Source organism: Sinomonas atrocyanea, from assembly GCF_001577305.1.
In the GTDB taxonomy this organism is placed as follows: domain Bacteria; phylum Actinomycetota; class Actinomycetes; order Actinomycetales; family Micrococcaceae; genus Sinomonas; species Sinomonas atrocyanea.
Window position 1 is genome coordinate 102,683 of sequence record NZ_CP014518.1, and the last position, 22,779, is coordinate 125,461.

Here is a 22,779-nt window from a genome sequence, read left to right on the forward strand (position 1 = left end):
GGAGGACCGATGGAGACCAGGCACCTGCGCTACTTCATCGCCGTCGCCGAGGAGCGCCACTTCGGCCGCGCCGCCCAGCGCCTCCACATGGCCCAGCCCCCGCTGTCGCAGCAGATCAGGCAGCTCGAGGAGCAGCTGGGCACCCAGCTGTTCGAGCGCACCACCCGCAGAGTAGAGCTCACCCCCGCCGGCGAGCTCCTCCTCGACCGCGGCCGCCGCATCCTGCGGGACCTCGAGGAACTGGAATCGGACGTCGCCGAGGTGGGCGCGGGTGCCGCCGGGGTGATCAGGATCGGGCTCTCCGGTTCCGCGACCTACCGCCTGCTGCCCGCCCTCGTGAAGAGGGCCCGCACCGAGCTGCCGGGCCTCAAGCTCAGCGTGCACGGCGAGATGCTCACCCCGCACATGGTCGCCGGGCTCGAGGAGGGGAGCCTCGACGTCGCGGTGCTCCGGCCGCCGGTGGACTCGCCCGAGGTGGCCCTCGCCCCGCTCGAGCAGGACCGCCTCGTCGCGGCGCTGCCCGCCGGCTCGCCGTGGGCCGACCGCACCGAGCTCGACCTCCGCGACCTCGCGGACGAGCCGTTCGTCGGCTACCCGGCGGACTCCGTGGTCACCCGGATCTTCCGCGAGGCCTGCCGCGCCGAGGGCTTCACGCCCCGGGTGGTGCAGGAGGCCGCCGAGACCTCCACCCTCCTCTCCCTCGTCGCCGCCGGCATGGGGACGGCGCTCGTGCCCATGGCCTCGCGCATCCTCTCGATCGAGGGCATCGTCTTCCGCCCGCTCGCGCACCCGCCCGCCGTCGACCTCGCCGTCGCCTGGCGCGCAGGCGAGGAGACGCCGCTCGTGCGGCGGTTCCTCGAACTGTTCGACACCGTCCCGGCACCCGGGCGGGCTCCCCGCGGGACCCGGCCCCTCGCCGTCGTCCGCCCACCCCTTGCCCAGGAGGCCGCGCGTGAAGATTGAGCGCATCGAAGCGATCCCCTACGCGATCCCGTACACCCACCCGCTGAGGTTCGCGAGCGGGGAGGTGCACGCCGCGGAGCACGTGCTGGTCCGGATCCACACGGACGAGGGGGCCGTGGGCATCGCCGACGCCCCGCCGCGGCCGTACACGTACGGGGAGACGCAGGAGTCCATCATCGCCGTGGTGCGCGACCTGTTCGCCCCGCAGCTGGTGGGCCTCGACCCGCTCGACCGCGAGAAGGCCCAGCGGATCATGGGCCGCACGGTCCACAACGCGACCGCCAAGGGCGCGATCGACATCGCCCTGTGGGACCTCGTGGGGAAGGCCCTCGCGGTGCCCGTGCACCGGCTCCTCGGCGGGTACGCCGAGGGCATGCGCGTGGCGCACATGCTCGGCTTCCGGCCCGCGCCGGAGCTGCTCGAGGAGGCCCTCCGCTTCCGTGAGCAGTACGGGGTCACCACCTTCAAGCTCAAGACCGGCCGGCGGCCGCTGGCCCTCGACGTCGAGGCGGCGCGGGTCCTGCGCGAGGGCCTCGGCGACGAGGCCGAGATCTACCTCGACGCCAACCGGGGCTGGAGCGCCAACGAGGCCCTGGAGGTGCTGCGCCGTACCGAGGGCCTGGGCCTGTGCGCCCTCGAGGAGCCCTGCGACGCGGCGGAGGCGATGGGCCGCCGGCGGCTCGTGCAGCACTCGCCGATCCCGATCGTGGGCGACGAGTCGGTGCCCACCCCGGGCGACGTCTCCCGCGAGCTCCTCTCCGGCGGCTGCACCGCGGTCTGCATCAAGACCGCCCGCAGCGGCTTCACCCAGGCCGCCGAGATCCTCGGCCTGTGCACCGGGCTCGGGGTGGACGTGACCATGGGCAACCAGATCGACACCCAGATCGGGTCGCTCGCGACCGTCACCTTCGGAGCCGCCCACGAGGCGAGCCAGCGCCGCGCCGGAGAGCTCTCCAACTTCCTCGACATGGCCGACGACCTCCTCGCCGAGCCGCTCGAGATCCGCGACGGCGCCCTGCGCGCCCGCGAGGCGCCCGGCGTGGGCGCCGAGATCGATGAGGCCAAGCTGGGCCGCTACCGCCAAGATTCCTAGGGGGATCCCGATGCTGTACCTGGTCCGCATGGACGTCCGCCTGCCCGCGGACATGCCGCCCGCGCAGGCGGCGGAGATCAAGTCCCGCGAGAAGGCCTATTCCCAGTCGCTCCAGCGGGACGGGCGCTGGCCGCACCTGTGGCGCGTCGCCGGGGAGTACGCGAACTATTCTGTCTTCGACGTCGAGGGCCACGACGAGCTGCACGAGCTCCTCTCGAGCCTGCCGCTCTTCCCCTACATGGACATCGACGTGACGCCGCTGGCGCGCCACCCCTCCGCGATCGCCTGAAACTTGTAGTGCCGCAAGCTTTGCGGACCCGCAAGGGGAGGGCGGATACTGGAGCGATGGAGAAGACCGGGTTCCGCACGCGCCGCGACCAGGTGGACGCCGTGATGCGCGCCGCCGACGTCCTGCTGCGCGTCGCCGCGACCTCGGTGGTGGAGGTCGAGGACCTGGTCACCACCCCCCAGCTGCGCGTCCTCGTGTTCCTCAGCTTCCGCGGCCCGCAGAACCTCGGGGCGGTGGCGCGCGAGCTCGGGGTGCACGCCTCGAACGCGACCCGCACGTGCGATCGGCTCGTCGCCGCCGGCTTCGTGAGCCGCCGGGACGATCCCGCGGACCGGCGGTTCCTCCAGCTGGACCTCACCCCCAGGGGGCGGGAGCTCGTGGAGACCGTGATCGAGCACCGCCGGCGCGCCATCGCGGACGTGATCAGCAACGTGCCCGCGGACTCGCGGGAGGCGGTCGCCACGGCGATGGCCGCGTTCGCCGACGCCGGCGGCGGGCTGGGCACGGAGGACGGCCGGTTCACGCTCGGCCTCGGCGGCTGAGCGGCCGCCCTTCCCGCGCCGCACCTGCGCCTCAGCGGCCCCTCAGCGCAGCTCACCGGCCGCGAACACGAGTGCGATCGCGGCGTTGACGGCCGCGGCCCGGCGCCGCCGCGGATCGGCCCCCGCCAGCGCCGCCATCGTGACGGCGTGGATGACGTCGACTCCGCCCCCGAGCCGGTGGAGCGTGCGGCCGCCGCGGGCGGTCACGAGGGCCTGGACCAGGTGCCGGCCCCCGAGGACGCGGATGACCCTCCTCGCGCGCTCGTCCGGGGCGTGGCCGAGGAGCAGCCGCTCCACCGCCCCCGGAGCGAGCAGCTCGGTGACGCCGTACGCGGCCCGGACCGTCTCGAGCGGCCTCACCGGGTCCCCCGCACGAGGGCGCTGATCGCCGCGGCAGTCCCGACCAGGACCGCCCCCGCCACGGCCGCCACCGCGCCGTGGTGCTGGGACGCGACGAGCTGGAGGCTGCGCGGGGAGGACTTCGCATCGAACACCCCGTGCGCGCCGAAGTCCCGCTCGGTGTCCGCAGGCTCCCAGAGGTTCTCCGGCTGGTCTGGGTCGCGCGGGTCCGAGGTCTGCTGGGCCTTGAAGCCGGTCTTGGCCAGGTACCGGTCGAGGATCCCGGGCGCGACGGCGTTGGCGATGAGGGTGGCCGCGGTGCTCCCGCCCACCCAGTACTCGCGCCGCTCGGGGTGCGCGGCGGCGTGGAAGACCCCCCGGGCGGCGACCTCGGGCTGGTAGATGGGCGGCACCGGCTGGGCGTGGTTCGGCAGGCGGGAGAGCACCCACGAGAACTGCGGCGTGTTCACCGCCGGCATCTGCACCATGGTGGTCCGGATGCCGCTGCGCTCGTGGAGCAGCTCCGTCCGCAGGGCCTCGTTGAAGCCCTGGATGGCGTGCTTGGCCCCGCAGTAGGCCGTCTGGAGGGGGATGCCCCGGTAGGCCAGGGCCGAGCCGACCTGCACGATCGTCCCCCGGTTCCTCGGGCGCATCCGGCGCAGGGCGGACATGGTGCCGTACACGAAGCCGAGATAGCTGACCTCGGTGACCCTCTTGTACTCCTCCGGGGCGATCTCGTGGAAGCGGGAGAACACCGAGGTGAAGGCCACGTTGACCCACACGTCGATCGGCCCGAGCTCCCGCTCGACCCGCTCGGCGGCCGCGTCCAGGGCCTCGTGGTCGGCGACGTCCACCGGGATCGGCAGGGCCGTCCCGCCGGCGGCCTCGACGTCTGCGGCTGCCGCGGCGAGACCCTCCTCGCCGCGCGCGAGGAGGGCGACGGCGTCGCCCGCCTTCCCGAAGGCGATCGCCGAGGCGCGGCCGATCCCTCCGCTCGCCCCGGTGACGACGACGATGCGGCGTGCTGTTCCCATCTGGACTCCTCCTTCGGTTCTGGCGGTGCTGGTCCTTCGGTTCCGGCGCTGCTGGCGCGGCCTCCCGTCAGCCCGCGTGCGGTTCAATCCCCCAGGTGGCGGTGTGGGCGTCTCCCGGGGCCAGGGTGATGAGCCCGTCGCCGGAATTGAAGGCGTCCGGGGCGCACGTCATCGGCTCGACGCCGAGCCCCGTGCGGCGCCTGTCCTTCTGGGGCAGGGTGTCCCCGGTGAAGATCTCGAAGTACGGGTAGGCCTCGTCGGCCCAGAGGGCGATCTCGGGCGAGCCGTCGGGATGGGCGAGCCGGACGCGCGCGCGGCCGTCGTCGTCGCGCGCGAGGTCGGTGTAGGTCACGTCGATCTTGCGCGTGCCGAGGGGCTGCAGGTGGCGCAGGTCGTACTGCGTGCCCTCCACCGGCTCGCGCCCGGTCGGGATGCCCTCGTCGTCGACCGGGAGGTACACGCTGCCGGGGACGTGCGCCAGGGCGCCGTCGATCACCCGCGTGCCGACCGTGAGGTAGGGGTGGGCGCCCGTTCCGAAGGGGCAGGCCGTGCTGCTGCGGTTCACCACCGTGGTGCGCACCGAGAGGCCGGTGGCGTCCAGCCTGTACTCGAGGCGGCACGAGAGGACCCAGGGCCAGCCCTGGCACGCGTGCTGGGTGTGGACGAGGCTCAGGTAGTCCTCCGCCTGCTGCTCCACCTCCCAGTTCGCCCACCGGGTCAGGCCGTGGATCGCCCCGCCCTTCGAGGGCTCGCTGAGGTCCAGCTGCTCGGTGCGGCCATGCCAGCTGTAGCGCCCATGCCGGATGCGGTTGGGCCACGGGATGAGGGACTGGCCGCGGGCGCCGGTGCACATCTCGTCCTCGCCGTAGCCGTCCAGGAGGTCGCGCCCGTCCACGGTGTAGCGGCGCAGGGCACCGCCGACTTCGGTGATGAGGGCGCGCTGGCCCGCGAAGGTGAGGGCGAACTGCTGCCCGGAGGGCGGCACAGCGCCCTGGCCCGCGGGGGTGCCTTCTCCTGCCTCCATGCTCCTGCTCCCTTCCGCTCGGGTGCTCCGGCGGGCGAACCCTTGCCCGGTGCAGTGGCAATCGTTGCGTACCCGCAACGGACCATGGCGAAACACCGGGGGCCGAGCGCCTCCCGCCGCGGGCGCCGATCATTGCGTCAGCGCAATGATTGCCCTAGCCTGCTGCCATGGTCGCCGGTGCCGAGGAATTCCCGCCCCACGTGCTGCGCGAGTACGCCATGCTGGCCGACGGGGAGCGCGCTGCACTGCTCGGGCCCCGCGGGGACATCGTGTGGATGTGCGCGCCGCAGTGGCACGACGACGCGGTCTTCTCCTCGATGCTCGGGGGAACCGGCTGCTTCGCCGTGACGCCCACCGATCCCAGATTCGTCTGGGGAGGCCGCTACGAGGACGGGACACTGATCTGGGTCAGCCGCTGGATCACGCCCGCCGGGATCGTGGAATGCCGCGAGGCCCTCGCCTACCCCGGCGACCCCCACCGGGCCATCATCCTGCGGCGCATCCGCGCGGTGAAGGGCCCCGCGGAAGTGCGCGTGGTGGTCGACGTGCGCGCCGGGTTCGGCCGGCACCGGATGTCCCGCCTGAAGGAGGATGCCGAGGGCGTCTGGAGTGCGGGCACGGGGCCGCTGCGCATCAGGCTCACGGGTGGCGCCGGTGCGAAGGCGGTGGACGGTGCCCTCGAGTTCACCGTCCGGCTCGAGGAGGGCGCCCGGCACGACCTCGTCCTCGAGGTCTCCGACGCGGAGCTCCCGTCCGACCCGGTCCGGCCGGACGAGACCTGGAGCGCCACCGAGTACGGCTGGCACCAGGAGGTGCCCCAGTTCGAGAACACGATCGCATCCGACGACGCCCGGCAGTCCTACGCGGTGCTCCGCGGCCTCACCGGGGCCGGGGGCGCGATGGTCGCCGCGGCCACCATGGGCCTGCCCGAGCGGGCGGAGCAGCGGCGGAACTACGACTACCGCTACGCCTGGATCCGGGACCAGTGCTTCACCGGGATCGCCGTCGCCTCGTGCAAGGAGTTCCCTCTCCTGGACGACGCCGTCGCGTTCGTCGCCGCGAGGCTCCAGGAGGACGGCCCGCAGATGCGCCCGGCCTACACGGTCGACGGCGGCCGCGTGCCCGACGAGCACGACATCGGCCTCCCGGGCTACCCGGGCGGGTCAGGGAGGGCCGGGAACTGGGTCAACGGGCAGTTCCAGCTCGATGCCTTCGGGGAGGCCCTCCTGCTGTTCGCCAGCGCGGCCGACCACGACCGGCTCGATCTGGACCAGTGGAAGGCCGCGGAGATCGCGGTGGAGGCGATCGCCCAGCGGCACGCGGAGCCGGATGCCGGGATGTGGGAGCTCGAGCCCGCGCGCTGGGCGCACTCGCGGCTGATGTGCGCCGCGGGGCTGCGGGCCATTGGCCGGCACGCCCCCGTCCGGCAGGGCTCCCGCTGGACCTCCCAGGCCGACGAGCTCATCGCCGACGTCACGAAGGACTGCCTCCACCCCAGCGGCCGCTGGCAGCGCGCCCCCCACGACGAGCGGGTCGACGCCGCACTCCTGCGGCCGGTGCTCCGCGGAGCCCTCGCGCCCCAGGACCCGCGCTCCGTCGCGACGCTGGCCGCCATCCGCGAGGAGCTGGCCCAGCACGGGTACGTCTACCGGTTCCGGCAGGACGAGCGGCCCCTGGCGCAGTCCGAGGGGGCCTTCCTGCTGTGCGGATTCGACCTCGCGATGGCCCTCCACCAGAGCGACCACCCCATTGACGCCGCACGGTTCTTCGAGCGGAACCGCGCCGCGTGCGGCACGTCGGGGCTGTTCACGGAGGAGTACGACGTCGAGCAGCGGCAGCTGCGCGGGAACTTCCCCCAGGCCTTCGTCCACGCCGCGATGCTCGAGGCGTCCCGCCGGCTCGCGGACGAGCCGCCGCCCTGGGGAGGCCTCAACGCCTGAGGGCCGTCACGGCGTCGCTGTGGCCTGCCGCCGCTGGAGGCCGCCGACGAAGAACATGATGAGGATCAGGAGCGCGGCCGCCACCGGCCCGTCCCCCCAGCCGAGGCCCCCCACCTCCGGCCCCTTGCCGGTCCAGTCCGCGAACGAGGCGCCGAGCGGGCGCGTGAGGATGTAGGCCAGCCAGAACGCGGCGGTCTCGGGCAGCCCCACCGAGCGGCGGCTGAGCAGGGGGACCGCGAACAGGGCCGCGAAGACGATGCCCGCCGTGAGGAACCCGAGCCCCGCGGTGTAGGCGAGGAGGTCCCCGGCCGCCGTCCCGAGGGCGAAGGTGGCACAGACCGCCGCCCAGTAGAACAGCTCGGACCGGCCGGCGGCCACACTGTGGATGGACAGCGTCCCCTCGTTGCGGTGCCAGAGCCAGAAGACCGCGGCGAGCACCACGGCGAACCCGGCGGCCGAGGCCGCATACGCGGCCCCGAGGACCACATGGAGGACGTCCGCGGCCATGGTCCCGAACACGGCGACCATGGCCACCGCCGCCCAGTAGACCCACGGGATGTACCGGCGCACGCGCAGCTGGAGGGCGAGCGCCGCCGCGAAGAGGACGAAGGCGCCGGCCACGGCGAGGTACGGGTCCACCGTGGTCACCAGGGCGTCCGAGGCCGATTCGCCCAGGGCCGTCGTAAGGAGCTTCGCCGCCCAGAACGCCACGGTGACCTCGGGGACCTTCCGGAGGGCGGGGGCCTGCTGGAGGCGGGCACTGGCGTCGGTGGGGCCGGGTCCGGGACGAGTCATGGCACGAGGCTAGGGGGCCCGGTCTAAGCGGTCTCTAAGAACTCCGGGCGGTGGTCGTGTCCGGCCTCGACCTTCCGTAGGCTAGGCGCGGAAAGCCCACCGAGAACCGCGGAACGTCCACCGACCGCAGCCGAGCGAAGGGGACCCTATGTCCTACACAGCAGCCGATGACCGCTATGACCGCATGGAGTACCGCTTCACCGGCAGGAGCGGACTCAAGCTCCCCGCCCTCTCGCTCGGGCTGTGGCAGAACTTCGGCAACGACCGGCCCGAGGGGACCCAGCGCGCCATCCTGCGCCGGGCCTTCGACCGCGGCGTGACCCACTTCGACCTCGCCAACAACTACGGGCCGCCGTACGGCCGCGCCGAGGAGAACATGGGCCGGTACCTGCGCGACGACTTCGCGCCGTACCGCGACGAGCTCGTCATCTCCACGAAGGCCGGCTACGACATGTGGCCCGGGCCGTACGGTCAGGGCGGCGGATCGCGGAAGTACGTCCTCGCGAGCCTGGACCAGTCGCTCAAGCGGCTCGGCCTCGACTACGTGGACATCTTCTACAGCCACCGCTTCGACTCCGAGACCCCGGTCGAGGAGACCATGATGGCCCTCGACACCGCGGTCCGCTCCGGGCGCGCGCTGTACGTCGGCATCTCCTCCTACTCCGCCGCGAAGACCCGGGAGGCCGCGGAGATCGCCCGCGAGCTCGGCACGCCCCTGCTCATCCACCAGCCCTCCTACTCGATGCTCAACCGCTGGATCGAGGAGGACCTCCTCGACGAGCTCGCCACCCAGGGCATGGGCTGCATCGTCTTCACCGCCCTCGCCCAGGGGGTGCTCACCGACCGGTACCTGGACGGCATCCCCTCGGACTCGCGCGCCGCCCGGAAGGGCTCGACCATCCAGGAGGGCCACCTCGACGAGCGCACCCTCGCCCACGTGCGCCGGCTCAACGACATCGCCGCCGCGCGGGGCCAGAAGCTCGCCCAGCTCGCCCTGCAGTGGGCGCTGCGCGACTCCCGGGTGACCTCGGCCGTGATCGGCGCCTCCTCCGTCGAGCAGCTCGACACCAACCTCGATGCGCTCTCCGGTCCGCCCCTGACGGAGGAGGAGCTCAACGCGATCGACCGCGACGCCGTCGACGCCGGCGTGAACCTCTGGGCCAAGCAGACCCAGGAGTAGACGCGGGGTCACCTCTGGCCGGACGCGGGGTCACCTTTCGCCGGACGCGGGGTCACTTTTGGCCGGACGTGGGGTCACCTTTCGCCGGACGCGGGGTCACCTCCCCGGCCTTGAAGGGGCAGATGACCTCGGGATGGCTCAGATGTGACCCCGCGTCCTTGGGAGGTGACCCCGGGTCGCCTCAGACCTGACCCCAGGACGCTGGGACGTGACCCCGCGTCCCGGACGTCCCGGACGTCTCGGACGGCGGGGCCGGCGACGCCGGGCCGTCGGGGGAGGCGGGCGTCCTGGCCGGGCGCGAGGGCCACCAGATCGCCCGCCCCACGTCGTAGGCCACGGCCGGCACGAGCAGCGACCGCACCACCACGGTGTCCAGGAGCACGCCGAACGCGACGATGAACGCGATCTGCACGAGGAAGAGGATCGGGATGACCCCGAGCGCGGCGAACGTGGCCGCGAGCACGACGCCCGCGGACGTGATCACCCCGCCCGTCAGGGAGAGCCCGCGCAGGATCCCCGGGCGCGTCCCGTGCGCGAGGGACTCCTCCCGCACCCGGGTCATGAGGAAGATGTTGTAGTCCACGCCGAGGGCCACGAGGAACACGAACCCGAACAGCGGCACCGCGGCGTCCGCCCCGGGGAACCCGAACACGTGGTTGAAGACGAGCGCCGAGACCCCGAGCGCGGCGGCGTAGGAGAGCACCACCGAGCCGATGAGGATCAGCGGCGCCACGATCGAGCGCAGCAGCAGGATCAGCACGAGCAGGATCACCCCGAGCACGAGCGGGATGATCCTGCGCAGGTCCGCCTGGGCCGTGAGGTTGGTGTCGAGCGCGATCGCGGTCACGCCGCCCACGAGGGCCTGGGGGTCGACGGCGTCGAGCGAGGACCGCAGGTCGGTCACCGTCCGCTCGGCGTCGGCGGAGTCGGGCTGGCTCGCGAGCACGGCGTTGACCAGCACCCGCCCGTCGCGCACGACGGCGGCACTCGCCGCCGTGCCCGGCGCACCGGGCGCCGTGGCACCGGCATAGACCGAGGCCGAGCTGATGCCGGGGGTGTCCTGGACCTTCTTGAGGACGTCGGCCGCGCGGTCCTCGGAGGCCACGACCACCACGGGGCTGCCGGTGCCGGCGTCGAAGTGGCGGGCGAGCGCCTGCTGGCCGGCCACGGAATCGGTGGCCGTGAGCACGAGCTGGGTCTGCTCGACCCCGTTGGCCTTGAGCTGGGGGAGCCCGGCGGCGCCGAGACCGAGGAGCACGAGGGCCACGATCCACGTGGTGCGCGGCCGCCGGGCGATCAGGCCGCCGACCCGCCGCCACAGGCCCCGCACGTCCTCGAGGCCCACGGGAACGGCAGCCGCCCCGGCCCGCGCGGACGGTGCGGCGTGCCGCCGAGCCGCGGGCCCGGCGTCGTACGCGGGACGCAGCGGCCAGAAGGCGGAGCGGCCGCACAGGACCAGCAGCGCGGGCAGGAACGTGAGCGAGGACAGGAGCGAGAAGGCGATGCCCATCGCGGCGATCGGTCCGAGGCTGCGGTTGGAGTTCAGGTCGGAGAAGAGCAGGCACAGCAGGGCCAGGATCACCGTGGCACCGGAGGCCAGGATCGGCTCGAACGCGGCGCGCCAGGCCCGGCGCATGGCGTCCCAGCGGGATTCGACCGCGTGGAGCGCCTCGCGGTAGCGGGCCACGAGGAGCAGCGCGTAGTCCGTCGCCGCGCCGATCACGAGGATCGAGAGGATGCCCTGGCTCTGGCCGTTGAGCGTGATCCACCCGGCCTTCGCGAACCAGTAGATGGCGAGGATCGCCCCGCACAGCGCGGCGATCGCGGAGAACAGCACCACGAAGGGCAGCACCACGGAGCGGTAGACGAGCGCGAGGATCACGAACACCGCGCCGACCGCGACGAGCAGGAGGATCCCGTCGATCCCGCCGAAGGCCGAGACGAGGTCCGCGGTGAGCCCGGCCGGGCCCGTCACGTAGGCGCGCAGGCCCGCCGGCACGGTGCCGGCCGCCTCCCGCAGGCCGGAGACGACGGCTCGGACCTGGTCCGCGTCCGCGACCGGGACGATGAACTCGGCCGCGCGGCTGTCCTTGGACGGGATGGGGCCCACGACGCTCGACGGCGCCCCGGCGGCGGGCGGGGCCACGCCCGCCACGGACGCGAGCTTGGCGCCCAGGGGGGCGAGCGCGGCCAGGTCGTCCCGGGAGAGCGTGCCGTCCTTCTCCACGACGACGAGCGCGGGGATCGCGGTGGAGGCCGTGAACTTCTCCTGCCAGGCGCGCACCTCCGTGGACTCCGCGCTCGCGGGCAGGAAGGTCGCCTGGTCGCTGCTCGAGACGGAGGAGAGCTTGCCGAAGGTCGGGCCGCCGAGCCCGCTGAGCGCGAACCAGGCGAGGACAAGGAGGGCAGGGAAGAGCCAGCGCAGGCGCCGCCGGAACGTCGTCATGGATGGTCCTCTCGGGGAGCGGCGGGTGCGGCGGGTGCGGCGGATGCCGCGGGAGCGGCGGGTGCGGCGGGGGCGGGCGCGGACCGCTCGGCCTCCGCCGCCGCGGCGATCCGCGAGGCCATGCCCCGGAAGATCACGCCGTGGAAGGGGAGCACGGAGAACCAGTACAGCCGCCCGGCCAGCCCATGGGGGACGAACACGGCCCGCTGCGAGTAGGTGCTGCCGGTGCCGCGGGGCTCGACGGTCATCTCGAGCCAGGCGCGCCCCGGCACGCGCATCTCGGCGCGCAGGCGCAGGAGGCGGCCGGGCTCGAGGGCCTCGACGCGCCACCAGTCCAGGGCCTCGCCGAGCTGGAGCCGGTGGGGGTTGCGGCGCCCGCGGCGCAGGCCCACCCCGCCCACGGCCTTGTCGATCCAGCCGCGCACGGCCCACGCGAGGGGGAAGGAGTACCAGCCGTTCTCGCCGCCGATCCCCTCGACCACCTCCCAGAGGCGCTCGGGCGGTGCGGTGGAGGCCTCCGTCCGCACATCGGTGAAGACGGTCCCGCCGGACCAGCCCGGGTCGCTGGGCAGCGGGTCGCTGGGGGCGTCCAGCGGCGAGGAGCTGGCCCACGTGGTCTCCACCTCGCCCTTGGCGATCTTCCCGAGCGCGAGCTCCACGGCCCGCTGGTAGGAGGTCAGGCCGCCCTCGGGCCGGGGCACGTAGGCGTCGATGCTGTGCTCGCGGACCACGCAGTCGTTCTGCAGCGATTCGACGAGCGGGATCGCGAGGGCGCGCGGGATGGGGGTCACGAGGTTGACCCACTGGGCCGCGAGCCATGGCGTGAGCACGGGCAGGGCGAGGATCACGGGCGGGCGCAGCCCGGCGGCCTTCGCGTACCCGCGCATCATGTCGGCATAGGTGAGCACGTCCGGTCCGCCGATGTCGAAGGCCCGGTTCACGTCGGAGGGGAGGTCCGCGGCGGCCTCGAGGTAGTGCAGGGCGTCCCGGACGGCGATGGGCTGGACCCGGTTGAGCACCCAGCGCGGCGCCGGCATGACGGGGAGCACGTCCGTGAGGTGGCGGACCATCTCGAAGCTCGCCGAGCCGGAGCCGATCACGAGCCCGGCCTGCAGCACGGCGGCGGGCACCCCGGACTCCAGGAGGATCCTTCCCACCTCGGTGCGGGAGGCGAGATGGCGGCTGAGCCTGGTGCCCGGGTTGAGGCCGCTGAGGTAGACGATCCGCTGCACTCCGGCGTCCCGCGCGGCGGTGGCGAGCGTCTGGGCGCATGCGCGCTCGCGGGCCGGGAAGTCGTCGTCGGCGTGGCTGCCCATGGAGTGCACGAGGTAGTAGGCCACCTCGGCCCCGGCGCACAGCGCGGCGGCCGCCTGGGGATCGTCGAGGCTGCCGGTGACCACCTCGACGTCCTGCCCCCAGGGCACGTCGCGCAGCTTGGAGGTGTCCCGCGTCAGCACGCGGACGCGGTTGCCGGCGGCGAGGAGGCGGGGGACGAGGCGGCCGCCGATGTACCCGGTGGCGCCGGTGACGGCGATGACGCGGCTCATGCTGGGGCCTCCTTGGACCGGTGGGCGAGGGGACGGCCGGGGCGCCCGGCCTTCAGGCGCGCGGCGATCGCCACGGCGAGGATGACGGCGGCCGCGACCGCCGCGGTGACGCCCACCACGGGCATCGGGGCCGGTCCCGCGAGACGTCCCACGGCGATCCAGGCGAGGCCCCACGCGAAGGAGAGCAGGGGGGAGATCCGGCCGCGCAGGGCGAGGGCCACCCCGACGGCGGCGGCCACCGCGAGGACGACGACGGCCACCGCCGCCGCGCTGATTCCGCCGGGCAGTGCGGGCTGGGCAGCGCCGGGGGCGATGCCCAGCAGTGCGGCCACGAGGGCGGCGGCGTTGGCGACCGTGGCCACGCAGATCCAGCCGAGGTAGAGGCCGAAGGTGCCGTCGGAGACCACGGACTCTAGGAAAGAGGCCGACGGGGTGCTGAGGTGGAGCACGAGCATGCGGCACAGCACGGCAAGGAGGGCGAGCATGACCGCGAGCGAGACCGGCAGCGCCACGGAGGGGGAGCCCAGCTGGGCCGCCCACAGCCATGCGGCGTTGAGGAGCATCGATGCCGCGGCCCAGGGCCTGAGCGCGCGCTGCCGCCCGCTGGCCAGGGCACCGGGCAGGAACTGCCACACGGCGTAGGCCAGCAGGCCCAGGTAGATCAGGCTCCAGATGGAGAACGCGGCGGCCGCCGGCGCCACGGGCGTGGCCGTCGCGGAGAGGTACCCGCCGGCGGCGTCCTGGACGGTGGTGCCCCCGAACGCGCCGGAGCCCCAGGCGGCGAGGAGGAGCGCCGCGACGGCGGACGCGGCCGTCGCGACTGCGGCGGCCAGCGGCCTGGGTCGGGCTCCGCCGGCGGTGTGATGGTGCTGGTGCATCGGTCCCCCTTTACAACCGTACGATCCTAGACAATCATATTTGTAGTTAATCGAGACATCAAGAAGTCGAGAGGACGGGCTGGGAACGGCCCCCAGAGGAGGACCCATGCGATCCGCGACCACGACCCCCGGTCTCACGCTTCCTGCCACCCGGTCCCGCGCTGCGGCCGAAGAGCCCCAGGGGGCCGGCCGCCGGCTCACCTGGGACGAGGTGGGGCCGGCCACCGAGCGGGTCCTCGAGACCTGGGTGGCCACCTCCCGCGGCACCGCCGGCACGCCGGGGCTCGCGCTCCTGTGGGAGCGGATCGAGGAGTGCCTCCAGGGCGGCAAGCGGCTGCGCCCGCAGCTCGTCTTCCACGCCTACTCGGCCTTCGGCGGCACCGACGCCGAGGCCTGCGCGACCCTCGGGGCCGCCGTCGAGCTCCTGCACGGGGCGCTCGTGGTGCACGATGACGTGATCGACCGCGACTTCATGCGCCGGGGCCGGACCAACCTGGCCGGCCAGTACCGCGAGGACGCGGCGGCGCGCGGCCTGCCCGACGCCGAGGCCCGCCACCTGGGCGCCTCCATCGCCGTCATCGCGGGCGACCTGCTCCTCGCCGGGGCCTTCCGCCTCGCGGACCGGGCATGCCGCGACGAGGAGCTGGCCCCGCGGATCGCGGACGTGCTGCACTCCGCGGTGACCGACGCGGCGGCCGGTGAGCTCGACGACGTGCTCATGGCCCACGACGCCGAGCGCACGGTCGAGGACGTCCTCGCCATGGAGCAGCTCAAGACCGCCGCCTACTCCTTCGCCGCCCCCCTGCGCCTCGGCGCCATCCTCGCCGGCGCCCCCGCGGAGCGCGCCGAGGACGTGGCCCGCGTCGGCATGCTCGTGGGCACCGCGTACCAGGTCATCGACGACGTCCTGGGCACCTTCGGCGACGCCGGCCAGACCGGCAAGTCCGTCACCTCGGACCTGCGCGAGGGCAAGCTGACCATCCTCACCGCCTACGCGCGCACCCACCCCGACGTGGCCCGCCACCTCGCCCCCGGCACGGCCGCGCCCGGCGAGGAGGCCGACGTCGACCGCGTCCGGGCGGCCCTCGAGGCCAGCGGCGCCGAGTCCTACGCGCTGACCCTCGCCCACTCGATGGTCACGGACGCGCTCGAGGAGGCGCGCCGCGGCGACCTCCCCCCGGCGCTGCGGTCCGAGCTGACCCGGATCTGCAACCACGTCCTCCACCGGGAGCGCTGAGATGGGAGCCCTCGAGGAGTACACCGCCGCCGCCGTGGCCGGCGCCGCCGTCGTGATCCGGCGCTACTCGACCTCGTTCGGCCTCGCCTGCCGGCTCCTGGGGGCCGGGCAGCGCGAGGACATCGAGAACGTCTACGCCCTCGTGCGGATCGCCGACGAGGCTGTGGACGGGGCCGCCGCCGAGGCCGGCCTCACCGGCCCCCAGGTCCTCGCCCAGCTCGACCGGCTCGAGGAGGAGACCGGGCTCGCCCTCGAGCTCGGCTACAGCACCAACCCCGTGGTCCACGCCTTCGCCCAGACCGCGCGGAAGGCAGGGATCGGCCGGGACCTCGTGGCCCCGTTCTTCGCCTCGATGCGCCGCGACTGCGACCCGCATGCCCATTCCGAGGACTCCCTCGGCGCCTACATCTACGGCTCGGCCGAGGTGGTGGGCCTCATGTGCCTGCGCGTGTTCCTGTCCGGGCTGGCCGTGCTCCCCGCGGACCGCGCCGCGATGGAGCACTCGGCCCGCTGTCTCGGCGCGGCGTTCCAGAAGGTCAACTTCCTGCGCGACCTCGGGCAGGACGGCGAGGAGCTCGGCCGCGCCTACTTCCCCGGCGTTGACCCCCGGCGCCTGACCGAGCAGCAGAAGCACGCCCTCGTGGCGGACCTGCGCAGCGACCTCGACGCCGCCCTGCCGGGCCTGCGCATGCTCCCGCAGGGCTCCCGGCGCGCCGTGGCCCTCGCGCACTCGCTCTTCTCCGAGCTCGCGGACCGCATCGACGCCTGCCCGGCCTCGGTGCTGGTCACCACCCGGGTCCGCGTCCCCGGGCACGTGAAGCTGCGCCTCGCCGCCGCCGCGGTGGCGGGGACGGGTCCGGCGTTCGCGCCCGCGGTCGCGGGCTCGCCGGCGGCGGCCGAGGGGAGGGCGGCGTGAACCGCCCCCAGCGCCAGCGCGCCGCCCGGGTCCCGGGGCGCCCCCGGCACGCCAGCACCGTGGTGGTGGTCGGCGGCGGAATCTCCGGCCTCGCGACCGCCGGACTGCTGGCCCGCGACGGCCACGCCGTCCAGCTCCTCGAGCAGCAGCCCGTGCTCGGCGGCCGCGCCGGGCGCTGGGAGGCAGACGGCTTCGTCTTCGACACGGGCCCCTCGTGGTACCTCATGCCCGAGGTGATCGACCACTGGTTCCGGCTCATGGGCTCGAGCGCCTCCGCCGAGCTGCGCCTGCGGCGCCTCGACCCCGGCTACCGCGTGTTCTTCGAGGGCGAGCAGCGCCCGGTGGACGTGCCGGCCGGGCGCGAGGCCGCCGCTGCGCTGTTCGAGTCCCTCGACCCCGGCTCCGGGGGGGCGCTCACCCGGTACCTCGAGGAGGCCGAGGACGCCTACACCGTGGCCCTGGCGCACTTCCTCTACGACGACTTCGCCTCCCTCCGCGGGCTCGGCCACCGCGAGGTCCTCTCGCGCCTGCCGCGCCTGGCGGCGCTCCTGGGCCAGACCCTGCACGGGCGCGTGGCCCGGCGGTTCCGGGACCCGCGGCAGCGCCAGATCCTCGGCTACCCGGCCGTGTTCCTGGGCACCACCCCCTACCGGGCGCCGGCCCTCTACGAGCTCATGAGCCACCTCGACCTCACCCAGGGGGTCCTGTACCCCGAGGGAGGCTTCGCGGCCCTCGTGGACGCGATGGTGCGCTTGGCCCGCGACGCTGGCGTGCAGATTCGCACGGGCGCGCGGGCCGAGAGCATCGTGACCGGCCCGGCCCCCGGCGGAGCCCGGGTGGAGGGCGTGGTCTGGAGGGACGCGGACGGGCGCCAGCACCGTTCGGGCGCCTCGGTGGTGGTCGGCGCCGCGGACCTGCACCACCTCGAGACCGAGCTCCTGCCGCCGGCGCTGCGCAGCCAGCCGGAGTCCGCGTGGAGCCGCCGCGACCCGGGCCCTGGCGCGGTCCTGGCCTGCCTGGGCGTGCGCGGGCCGCTGCCCGAGCTGGCCCACCACAGCCTGTTCTTCTCGCGCGACTGGCAGGACGGCTTCGCTCGGATCGGGGACGGGCGCGAGCCCGCGGCCACGACCTCCCTGTACGTCTCGCGGACCAGCGCAACGGATCCCGGCGTGGCCCCGGCCGGCGACGAGAGCCTGTTCGTCCTGGTGCCCACGGCCGCCGCCCCGGCGTGGGGCCGCGGCGGCGTGGGCGGCGCGGGCTCGCCGCAGGTCGAGGCCATCGCGGACGCCGCCGTCCGTCAGATCGCCGCCTGGGCACAGGTCCCCGACCTGGCCGAGAGGATCACGGTCCGCCGCACCATCGGCCCCGCGGACTTCGCCGCCGACGTCAACGCCTGGCGCGGCGGAGCCCTCGGGCTCGCCCACACCCTCGGGCAGAGCGCGTTCTTCCGGCCGCCCAACGCGAGCCGGCGCGTGGCCGGGCTGCTCTACGCGGGCGCCTCCGTCCGGCCGGGCATCGGGGTGCCGATGTGCCTCATCAGCGCCGAGCTCGTGCTCAAGCGCGTCCGCGGCGAGCGGCGCCCCGGCCCCGTCGGCCCGCCGCTCGTGCCGGTGCGCGGCCTGGTGGACGCCACGCCGCGCCCCGCCGAGCGCGCCCCGCGCGACCGGGAGGAGGCCCCATGGCCTACCTGATCGCCCTCCTCGTCTCCGCCGCCGGCGTGGCGACGCTGGACGCCCGCTTCCGCCTCGCGTTCTGGCGCGCGCCCCGCGCCGCGGCCCTCACCGTCGCGGCCGGCACCGTGTTCTTCCTCGCGTGGGACGCGGCCGGGATCGCGGCCGGGATCTTCCTCCACCTGGGCTCGCCGCTCGCGACCGGGATCATGCTCGCTCCCCAGCTGCCCCTCGAAGAGCCCGTGTTCCTCGCCTTCTTCTGCTACACGGCCCTTGCCCTGTACGCCGGGGCGGAGCGGGCGCTCGCCGCCCGCTCGGGGCGCCGGCGGGGGGTGCGGCCGTGAGCTACCTCGTGGTCGACCTCGTCTTCCTCGCCCTGGCCGCGGCGCTCGCCGCGCTGCTGTCCCGCCGCGCACGACGCCGGCCGGGAACCTGGGCGGCCGTCCTCGCCGGCGGCGCCGTGCTGCTCGTGCTCACCGCCGTGTTCGACAACGGGATCATCATCCTCGGGCTGTACGGGTACACGCCCTCGGCGCTGTCGGGCCTGTTCCTCGGCGCCATGCCGATCGAGGACTTCGGCTACCCGCTCGCCGCCGCCGTCCTCGTGCCCCTCCTGTGGCGCGCGCTCACCGCCCGGCAGGCTCCGGGCAGCGCCAGCCCGGAAGACCGCCGTCGTGCGCCGCGGGCGCGCGCCCTGAGAACCGAGGAGCGCCCATGACCGCCGCCTCCGCCGCCCCGGCGAGCCCGGCCCGCCACTCCCTGGCGGGGGCCCTGCTCGTCTCCTCCCGACCGCTCTCGTGGGTGAACACCGCCTACCCGTTCGCGGCCGCGTACCTGCTTGCGGGCGGCGGAGTGGACTGGCGGTTCGTGGTGGGCACGCTGTTCTTCCTCGTGCCGTACAACCTCGCGATGTACGGCACGAATGACGTCTTCGACTACGCCTCGGACGTCCTCAACCCGCGCAAGGGCGGGGCCGAGGGGGCCGTGCTCCCGCCGCCGATGCACCGGGCCGCGCTCGTGGCCGCGTGGGGGGCCTGCGTCCCGTTCGTCGCCGCGCTCGTGGCCGGAGGGCCGCCGGCGAGCTGGGCCGTCCTCGCGGTCTCGCTCTTCGCCGTCGCCGCGTACAGCGTCCCGCGCCTGCGGTTCAAGGAGCGCCCGGTCCTGGACTCCGTCACCTCCAGCACCCACTTCGTCTCCCCGGCCGTGTACGGGCTCGCCCTCGCGCACGGTGCCGCCGGCCCCACGGCGGTGGCCGTCCTCGCGGCGTTCTTCCTCTGGGGGATGGCGAGCCACGCGTTCGGCGCGGTGCAGGACATCGGCCCGGACCGCGAGGCCGGGATCGGCTCGATCGCCACCCTGTTCGGGGCCCGCGCCACCGTGCGGCTCGCCGTCCTCGGCTACCTCGCCGCGGGCGTGCTCCTGCTCGCCCTCACCGTCTGGGCGGAGGGCCTCGTGCGGCTCGCCCCCGTGCTCGCCCTCCCGTACGCCGCCAGTTCCGGTGCGTTCTGGTCCGTCACCGACGCGACGGCCGGCGCCACCCGGGCCGGCTGGCGCCGCTTCCTCTGGCTCAACTACCTCACCGGCTTCGCCGTCACCCTCCTCATCATCTCCGTCTGGATGCACGCATGACCTCCTCCGACACCACCGCCACCCCTGCCCTGGTCTGGTTCCGCGACGACCTGCGGGTCCGCGACAACCCGGCCCTGCGCGCCGCCCTCGCCCACGGACCCACCGTGGCGCTCTACGTCCTCGACGAGGAGTCCCCCGGGATCCGCCCGCTCGGCGGCGCCGCCCGCTGGTGGCTCCACCACGCGCTTGAGGACCTGGCCGCCTCCCTCGGGCAGCTGGGCGTGCCCCTCGTGCTGCGCCGCGGCACGGCGGCGGCGGTCGTGCCCGACGTCGCCGCGAAGGCGCATGCCGGCTACGTGGCGTGGAACCGCCGCTACGGCGGACCCGAGCGGCGCGCCGACACGGCGGTCAAGTCGGTCGTGCGCCGCGCCGGGCGGGAGGCCGAGAGCTTCCAGGCCTCCCTCCTGCACGAGCCCTGGGACGTCCTGACCCAGCAGGGCACCGGCTACAAGGTCTTCACCCCGTTCTGGAAGGAGGTCTCCGGCCGGGACCACCGCCACCCGCTCCCTGTGCCGCGGCCCCAGCGCGAGGCGCCCGAGCATGTGCCCTCCGGCGACGACCTCGGGGCGTGGGCGCTCCTGCCCCGCGACCCCGACTGGTCCGGGCCGCTCGCCGAGGCCTGGACCCCGGGGGAGGAGGCCGGGCTCGCCCTCCTGAAGGACTTCGTGGGGCCGGACACCGCGGACACCGCCGTGGCACTGTACCCCGACGAGCGGGACCTGCCCGACCGCGCCGGCACGAGCCGCCTCTCGCCCTACCTGCGCTGGGGCCACGTGAGCCCGTTCCAGGTCTGGCACGCGGTGGCGGACCGCCGCCGCGCAGCCCCCGAGGGCAGCGCCGTATTCGCCTCCGAGCTCGGCTGGCGCGAGTTCGCGTGGCACACCCTCTACCACCACGCCGACCTCGCCTCGGAGAACCTCCGCCGCGAGTTCGACGCCTACCCCTGGTGGCTCCCGCACGCGGGGAGGGGCGGCGCGCACGACGCCGCGCACGGCCGCGCGCACGGGGCCCCGCCCGCCGTCGTGCTCGGCGACCGGGAGGCGAACCGCCTGCTCGACGCGTGGCGGCGCGGCCGCACGGGCTTCCCGATGGTCGACGCGGGCCAGCGCGAGCTGTGGGCCACGGGCTGGATGCACAACCGGGTCCGGATGGTCTCGGCGAGCCTGCTCGTGAAGAACCTCGGCATCCACTGGCGGCTCGGCGAGCGGTGGTTCTGGGACACCCTCGTGGACGCGGACCCGGCATCGAACCCCTTCAACTGGCAGTGGGTCGCGGGATCTGGCGCGGACGCCGCCCCGTTCTTCCGCATCTTCAATCCGCGCACCCAGGCCGCCAAGTTCGATCCCCAGGGGGCGTACGCGAGGGCGTGGATCCCCGAGCTGGGCACCGACGAGTACCCCGACGAATGCGTGGACCTCGGCGAGAGCCGGGCCGAGGCGCTCGAGGCCTACCGCTCGCTCGGCGCGGCCCCGGGGCGCGGCCAGGGACGGCGGCGAGCCTAGAATGTCCGCCGTGCACCCTTCCGATCCCAGCGAGAGCCGCGACATGATGCGCGGCGCCCCGGGCTTCGAGCTCATGTTCCTGCTGCAGAAGTTCACCAACGAGGCGGACCGCTACGCCGAGACCGTGCGCCGCAGGCACGGGCTCGCGCGCAACGACGTCCACGCCCTCAGCGCCGTCATGGAGGCCGAGCGCCAGGGGGAGCGCGCCACCCCCGGCGCGCTCCGCGAGCGGCTCGTGCTCAGCTCCGCCGCCATGACCTCGGTGATCGACCGGCTCGAGGCCTCCGGCCACCTCGAACGCCGCCACTCGAGCACGGACCGCCGGCAGATCGAGGTGACCCCCACCCCGAGCGCCCGCGAGACCGGCCGCGAGATGTTCGACCCCATGGTCCGGCACATGCTCCCGGTCCTCGCCGAGTACACCCCCGCGCAGCTCGAGCTCGTGGAGGGCATGGTCGCCCGCCTCATCCAGGCCATCACGGACGCCCGCAACGAGGTGAACGCGTCGGGCTGACGCACAGGCCGGAGGGCAACCCCCTTGCGCGCCGCGCGTCACGGCCCCACAATCATGTGCTAACAAACAATCGTTGGCAGGCGCTACCGCGCGGCCGAATCCATCGATGCCTTCTGGCGGGGGCAGAGGCAGGAAGACCCCCATGAACACCATGAAGATCACCGTGTCCGTCCCGCACGCCGCCGTGCGCGACTCCCTCCTCAACGACGCCGAGGACTCCCTCCGGCCGCATGCCCTCGCCGTCGGACACGGCATCCTCGTCACGCGCCACAGCCCGACCCAGTACAGCGTGGCCACGTCCGCAGCCGTCCCGGTGGGCGAGACGCACGAGACCTGCCTCCTCGAGCCCGCCTGAAGGTCACGTCCTGAAAGTCACCTTCTGAAAGTCACCTTCTGAAGGTCACCTCCTGAGGGGCACCTCCTGAAGGTCACCTCCTGTGGGTACCCACGGGAGGTGACTCCCAGGAGGTGACTTTCAGAAGGTCCTTCGCCTGGGGCCCGCACGCGTCTGGGAGTTCCCGGGGAGTTTCCCGTCCCCTCCGCCACAACGGCCGCCGGCAGCCCTAGGGTGAAGGGGTCCGCCCCGGTCAGAGAGCGCAAGGAGCTGCCCATGCACCTGACACCCCGCGAGCAGGAGAAGCTGCAGATCGTGGTGGCCGCAGACCTCGCCCGCCGGCGGCAGGCCCGCGGGCTCAAGCTCAACTTCCCCGAGGCGGTCGCGATCATCACCTACGAGCTCATCGAGGGTGCGCGGGACGGCAGGACCGTCGCCGACCTCATGAGCTACGGCACCACCATCCTCACGCGCGAGGACGTCATGGAGGGCGTGCCCGAGATGGTGCATGACGTGCAGGTCGAGGCCACCTTCCCCGACGGCACCAAGCTCGTCACCGTCCACCACCCGATCCGCTAGGAGCACCGCATGATCCCCGGCGAATACGTCCTGGCCGATGGCCCCGTGCTGTGCAACGAGGGGCGCGAGACGGTCGAGCTCGAGGTGACCAACACCGGCGACCGCCCCATCCAGGTCGGCTCCCACTTCCACTTCTCCGAGACCAACAGGGCCCTCGACTTCGACCGGGCCGCCGCCCGCGGCTTCCACCTCGACATCCCGGCCGGCACGGCCGTCCGGTTCGAGCCGGGCGACCGGAAGACGGTCCGCCTCGTGGCCATGGCGGGCGCGAGGGCCGTCTACGGCTTCTCCAACGCCGTCAACGGACCCCTCGGCTGAACCGGACCCC

24 protein-coding genes are annotated in these 22,779 nt (G+C 74.1%); 17 read left to right on the forward strand and 7 right to left on the reverse strand.

Annotation, left to right across the window (positions count from 1 at the left end):
- The first annotated feature begins 9 nt into the window (after nt 1-9).
- The 4 genes from SA2016_RS00495 to SA2016_RS00510 are packed head-to-tail and all read left to right on the forward strand — an operon-like array spanning nt 10 to nt 2,887.
- Nucleotides 10-963: a LysR substrate-binding domain-containing protein gene (locus tag SA2016_RS00495; RefSeq protein ID WP_066494240.1), complete on the forward strand. Its 954-nt coding sequence runs from the start codon at nt 10-12 to the stop codon at nt 961-963.
- Entirely contained in the window at nt 953-2,056 is a 1,104-nt protein-coding gene (locus tag SA2016_RS00500; protein ID WP_066494241.1) for a mandelate racemase/muconate lactonizing enzyme family protein, read from the forward strand. Before SA2016_RS00495 ends, SA2016_RS00500 begins: the two co-directional genes overlap by 11 nt.
- A gap of 10 nt (nt 2,057-2,066) precedes the next feature.
- Nucleotides 2,067-2,345, forward strand: coding sequence for a muconolactone Delta-isomerase (gene catC, locus SA2016_RS00505; protein WP_066494244.1), 279 nt, complete (start codon nt 2,067-2,069; stop codon nt 2,343-2,345).
- Between the two features lie 56 nt (nt 2,346-2,401).
- Nucleotides 2,402-2,887, forward strand: a complete 486-nt coding sequence (locus SA2016_RS00510; protein WP_066494245.1) for a MarR family transcriptional regulator — start codon at nt 2,402-2,404, stop codon at nt 2,885-2,887.
- 42 nt (nt 2,888-2,929) lie between these two features.
- Here SA2016_RS00510 and SA2016_RS00515 read toward each other — a convergent pair whose 3' ends face one another.
- The 3 genes from SA2016_RS00515 to SA2016_RS00525 form a co-directional block, all read right to left on the reverse strand.
- The gene (locus SA2016_RS00515; protein ID WP_066494247.1) at nt 2,930-3,247 is read right to left on the reverse strand and encodes a hypothetical protein; all 318 of its coding nucleotides are present in this window, start codon (nt 3,245-3,247) and stop codon (nt 2,930-2,932) included.
- Complete coding sequence (locus SA2016_RS00520; RefSeq protein WP_066494250.1) at nt 3,244-4,260, reverse strand: SDR family oxidoreductase; 1,017 nt, start codon at nt 4,258-4,260, stop codon at nt 3,244-3,246. Before SA2016_RS00520 ends, SA2016_RS00515 begins: the two co-directional genes overlap by 4 nt.
- A gap of 67 nt (nt 4,261-4,327) precedes the next feature.
- Complete coding sequence (locus SA2016_RS00525; RefSeq protein WP_066494252.1) at nt 4,328-5,284, reverse strand: aldose 1-epimerase family protein; 957 nt, start codon at nt 5,282-5,284, stop codon at nt 4,328-4,330.
- A gap of 167 nt (nt 5,285-5,451) precedes the next feature.
- On the opposite strand from SA2016_RS00525, the gene SA2016_RS00530 reads away from it, so the two are divergent.
- On the forward strand, nt 5,452-7,224 hold the full coding sequence (locus tag SA2016_RS00530; RefSeq protein WP_066494253.1) for a glycoside hydrolase family 15 protein: 1,773 nt from the start codon (nt 5,452-5,454) through the stop codon (nt 7,222-7,224).
- Between the two features lie 6 nt (nt 7,225-7,230).
- Here the strand turns inward: SA2016_RS00530 and SA2016_RS00535 are convergent, their stop codons facing one another.
- On the reverse strand, nt 7,231-8,019 hold the full coding sequence (locus SA2016_RS00535; RefSeq protein WP_084249198.1) for a COG4705 family protein: 789 nt from the start codon (nt 8,017-8,019) through the stop codon (nt 7,231-7,233).
- Between the two features lie 148 nt (nt 8,020-8,167).
- On the opposite strand from SA2016_RS00535, the gene mgrA reads away from it, so the two are divergent.
- Nucleotides 8,168-9,199, forward strand: a complete 1,032-nt coding sequence (gene mgrA, locus SA2016_RS00540) for an L-glyceraldehyde 3-phosphate reductase (protein WP_066494254.1) — start codon at nt 8,168-8,170, stop codon at nt 9,197-9,199.
- Nucleotides 9,200-9,380: 181 nt separating this feature from the next.
- On the opposite strand, the gene SA2016_RS00545 is transcribed toward mgrA, so the two are convergent.
- Genes SA2016_RS00545 through SA2016_RS00555 form a run of 3 tightly spaced genes read right to left on the reverse strand, consistent with a single transcriptional unit; the run spans nt 9,381 to nt 14,070 of the window.
- Nucleotides 9,381-11,645: an MMPL family transporter gene (locus SA2016_RS00545; protein ID WP_084249199.1), complete on the reverse strand. Its 2,265-nt coding sequence runs from the start codon at nt 11,643-11,645 to the stop codon at nt 9,381-9,383.
- Nucleotides 11,642-13,192, reverse strand: a complete 1,551-nt coding sequence (locus SA2016_RS00550) for an SDR family oxidoreductase (protein ID WP_084249200.1) — start codon at nt 13,190-13,192, stop codon at nt 11,642-11,644. The genes SA2016_RS00545 and SA2016_RS00550 overlap by 4 nt, the downstream gene beginning before the upstream one ends.
- A complete protein-coding gene (locus SA2016_RS00555) occupies nt 13,189-14,070 on the reverse strand; it encodes a TspO-related membrane protein (protein ID WP_244932810.1) in 882 nt (293 codons plus the stop codon). The genes SA2016_RS00550 and SA2016_RS00555 overlap by 4 nt, the downstream gene beginning before the upstream one ends.
- A 106-nt stretch (nt 14,071-14,176) precedes the next feature.
- Between SA2016_RS00555 and SA2016_RS00560 the strand changes: the two genes are divergently transcribed.
- The 11 genes from SA2016_RS00560 to SA2016_RS00610 all read left to right on the forward strand — a co-directional run bounded on the left by SA2016_RS00560 (nt 14,177) and on the right by SA2016_RS00610 (nt 22,769).
- Nucleotides 14,177-15,307, forward strand: a complete 1,131-nt coding sequence (locus SA2016_RS00560) for a polyprenyl synthetase family protein (RefSeq protein WP_066494256.1) — start codon at nt 14,177-14,179, stop codon at nt 15,305-15,307.
- A 1-nt stretch (nt 15,308) separates the two neighbouring features.
- On the forward strand, nt 15,309-16,223 hold the full coding sequence (locus SA2016_RS00565; RefSeq protein ID WP_066494258.1) for a phytoene/squalene synthase family protein: 915 nt from the start codon (nt 15,309-15,311) through the stop codon (nt 16,221-16,223).
- A complete protein-coding gene (crtI, locus tag SA2016_RS00570; protein ID WP_084249201.1) occupies nt 16,220-17,914 on the forward strand; it encodes a phytoene desaturase family protein in 1,695 nt (564 codons plus the stop codon). The genes SA2016_RS00565 and crtI overlap by 4 nt, the downstream gene beginning before the upstream one ends.
- Nucleotides 17,902-18,237, forward strand: coding sequence for a lycopene cyclase domain-containing protein (locus tag SA2016_RS00575; RefSeq protein ID WP_066494260.1), 336 nt, complete (start codon nt 17,902-17,904; stop codon nt 18,235-18,237). The genes crtI and SA2016_RS00575 overlap by 13 nt, the downstream gene beginning before the upstream one ends.
- A complete protein-coding gene (locus SA2016_RS00580; RefSeq protein WP_084249202.1) occupies nt 18,234-18,611 on the forward strand; it encodes a lycopene cyclase domain-containing protein in 378 nt (125 codons plus the stop codon). The genes SA2016_RS00575 and SA2016_RS00580 overlap by 4 nt, the downstream gene beginning before the upstream one ends.
- Nucleotides 18,608-19,522 (forward strand): prenyltransferase, encoded by a 915-nt coding sequence (locus tag SA2016_RS00585; RefSeq protein ID WP_066494262.1) that lies wholly within the window; start codon nt 18,608-18,610, stop codon nt 19,520-19,522. Before SA2016_RS00580 ends, SA2016_RS00585 begins: the two co-directional genes overlap by 4 nt.
- Nucleotides 19,519-21,024 carry a cryptochrome/photolyase family protein gene (locus SA2016_RS00590; RefSeq protein WP_066494263.1) on the forward strand — a complete coding sequence of 502 codons (1,506 nt, stop codon included), beginning with the start codon at nt 19,519-19,521 and terminating at the stop codon, nt 21,022-21,024. Before SA2016_RS00585 ends, SA2016_RS00590 begins: the two co-directional genes overlap by 4 nt.
- Nucleotides 21,025-21,034: 10 nt before the next feature.
- On the forward strand, nt 21,035-21,538 hold the full coding sequence (locus SA2016_RS00595) for a MarR family winged helix-turn-helix transcriptional regulator (protein WP_169803027.1): 504 nt from the start codon (nt 21,035-21,037) through the stop codon (nt 21,536-21,538).
- A 142-nt stretch (nt 21,539-21,680) separates the two neighbouring features.
- Nucleotides 21,681-21,893, forward strand: coding sequence for a hypothetical protein (locus tag SA2016_RS00600; RefSeq protein ID WP_066494265.1), 213 nt, complete (start codon nt 21,681-21,683; stop codon nt 21,891-21,893).
- 255 nt (nt 21,894-22,148) lie between these two features.
- Nucleotides 22,149-22,451: an urease subunit gamma gene (locus SA2016_RS00605; protein ID WP_066494266.1), complete on the forward strand. Its 303-nt coding sequence runs from the start codon at nt 22,149-22,151 to the stop codon at nt 22,449-22,451.
- A gap of 9 nt (nt 22,452-22,460) precedes the next feature.
- Nucleotides 22,461-22,769, forward strand: a complete 309-nt coding sequence (locus SA2016_RS00610; protein WP_066494268.1) for an urease subunit beta — start codon at nt 22,461-22,463, stop codon at nt 22,767-22,769.
- Nucleotides 22,770-22,779 lie beyond the last annotated feature (10 nt).

Excerpts from the sequence above, each read along its gene's own strand:
- SA2016_RS00530 (WP_066494253.1), top strand. The coding sequence starts at position 5,452 with ATGGTCGCCGGTGCCGAGGAATTCCCGCCCCACGTGCTGCGCGAGTAC.
- SA2016_RS00555 (WP_244932810.1), bottom strand. The coding sequence starts at position 14,070 with ATGCACCAGCACCATCACACCGCCGGCGGAGCCCGACCCAGGCCGCTG.
- SA2016_RS00575 (WP_066494260.1), top strand. The coding sequence starts at position 17,902 with ATGGCCTACCTGATCGCCCTCCTCGTCTCCGCCGCCGGCGTGGCGACG.
- SA2016_RS00525 (WP_066494252.1), bottom strand. The coding sequence starts at position 5,284 with ATGGAGGCAGGAGAAGGCACCCCCGCGGGCCAGGGCGCTGTGCCGCCC.
- mgrA (WP_066494254.1), top strand. The coding sequence starts at position 8,168 with ATGTCCTACACAGCAGCCGATGACCGCTATGACCGCATGGAGTACCGC.
- SA2016_RS00565 (WP_066494258.1), top strand. The coding sequence starts at position 15,309 with ATGGGAGCCCTCGAGGAGTACACCGCCGCCGCCGTGGCCGGCGCCGCC.
- SA2016_RS00495 (WP_066494240.1), top strand. The coding sequence starts at position 10 with ATGGAGACCAGGCACCTGCGCTACTTCATCGCCGTCGCCGAGGAGCGC.
- SA2016_RS00545 (WP_084249199.1), bottom strand. The coding sequence starts at position 11,645 with ATGACGACGTTCCGGCGGCGCCTGCGCTGGCTCTTCCCTGCCCTCCTT.
- SA2016_RS00560 (WP_066494256.1), top strand. The coding sequence starts at position 14,177 with ATGCGATCCGCGACCACGACCCCCGGTCTCACGCTTCCTGCCACCCGG.
- SA2016_RS00585 (WP_066494262.1), top strand. The coding sequence starts at position 18,608 with ATGACCGCCGCCTCCGCCGCCCCGGCGAGCCCGGCCCGCCACTCCCTG.
- SA2016_RS00590 (WP_066494263.1), top strand. The coding sequence starts at position 19,519 with ATGACCTCCTCCGACACCACCGCCACCCCTGCCCTGGTCTGGTTCCGC.
- SA2016_RS00535 (WP_084249198.1), bottom strand. The coding sequence starts at position 8,019 with ATGACTCGTCCCGGACCCGGCCCCACCGACGCCAGTGCCCGCCTCCAG.
- catC (WP_066494244.1), top strand. The coding sequence starts at position 2,067 with ATGCTGTACCTGGTCCGCATGGACGTCCGCCTGCCCGCGGACATGCCG.
- SA2016_RS00605 (WP_066494266.1), top strand. The coding sequence starts at position 22,149 with ATGCACCTGACACCCCGCGAGCAGGAGAAGCTGCAGATCGTGGTGGCC.
- SA2016_RS00600 (WP_066494265.1), top strand. The coding sequence starts at position 21,681 with ATGAACACCATGAAGATCACCGTGTCCGTCCCGCACGCCGCCGTGCGC.
- SA2016_RS00510 (WP_066494245.1), top strand. The coding sequence starts at position 2,402 with ATGGAGAAGACCGGGTTCCGCACGCGCCGCGACCAGGTGGACGCCGTG.
- SA2016_RS00610 (WP_066494268.1), top strand. The coding sequence starts at position 22,461 with ATGATCCCCGGCGAATACGTCCTGGCCGATGGCCCCGTGCTGTGCAAC.
- SA2016_RS00550 (WP_084249200.1), bottom strand. The coding sequence starts at position 13,192 with ATGAGCCGCGTCATCGCCGTCACCGGCGCCACCGGGTACATCGGCGGC.
- SA2016_RS00520 (WP_066494250.1), bottom strand. The coding sequence starts at position 4,260 with ATGGGAACAGCACGCCGCATCGTCGTCGTCACCGGGGCGAGCGGAGGG.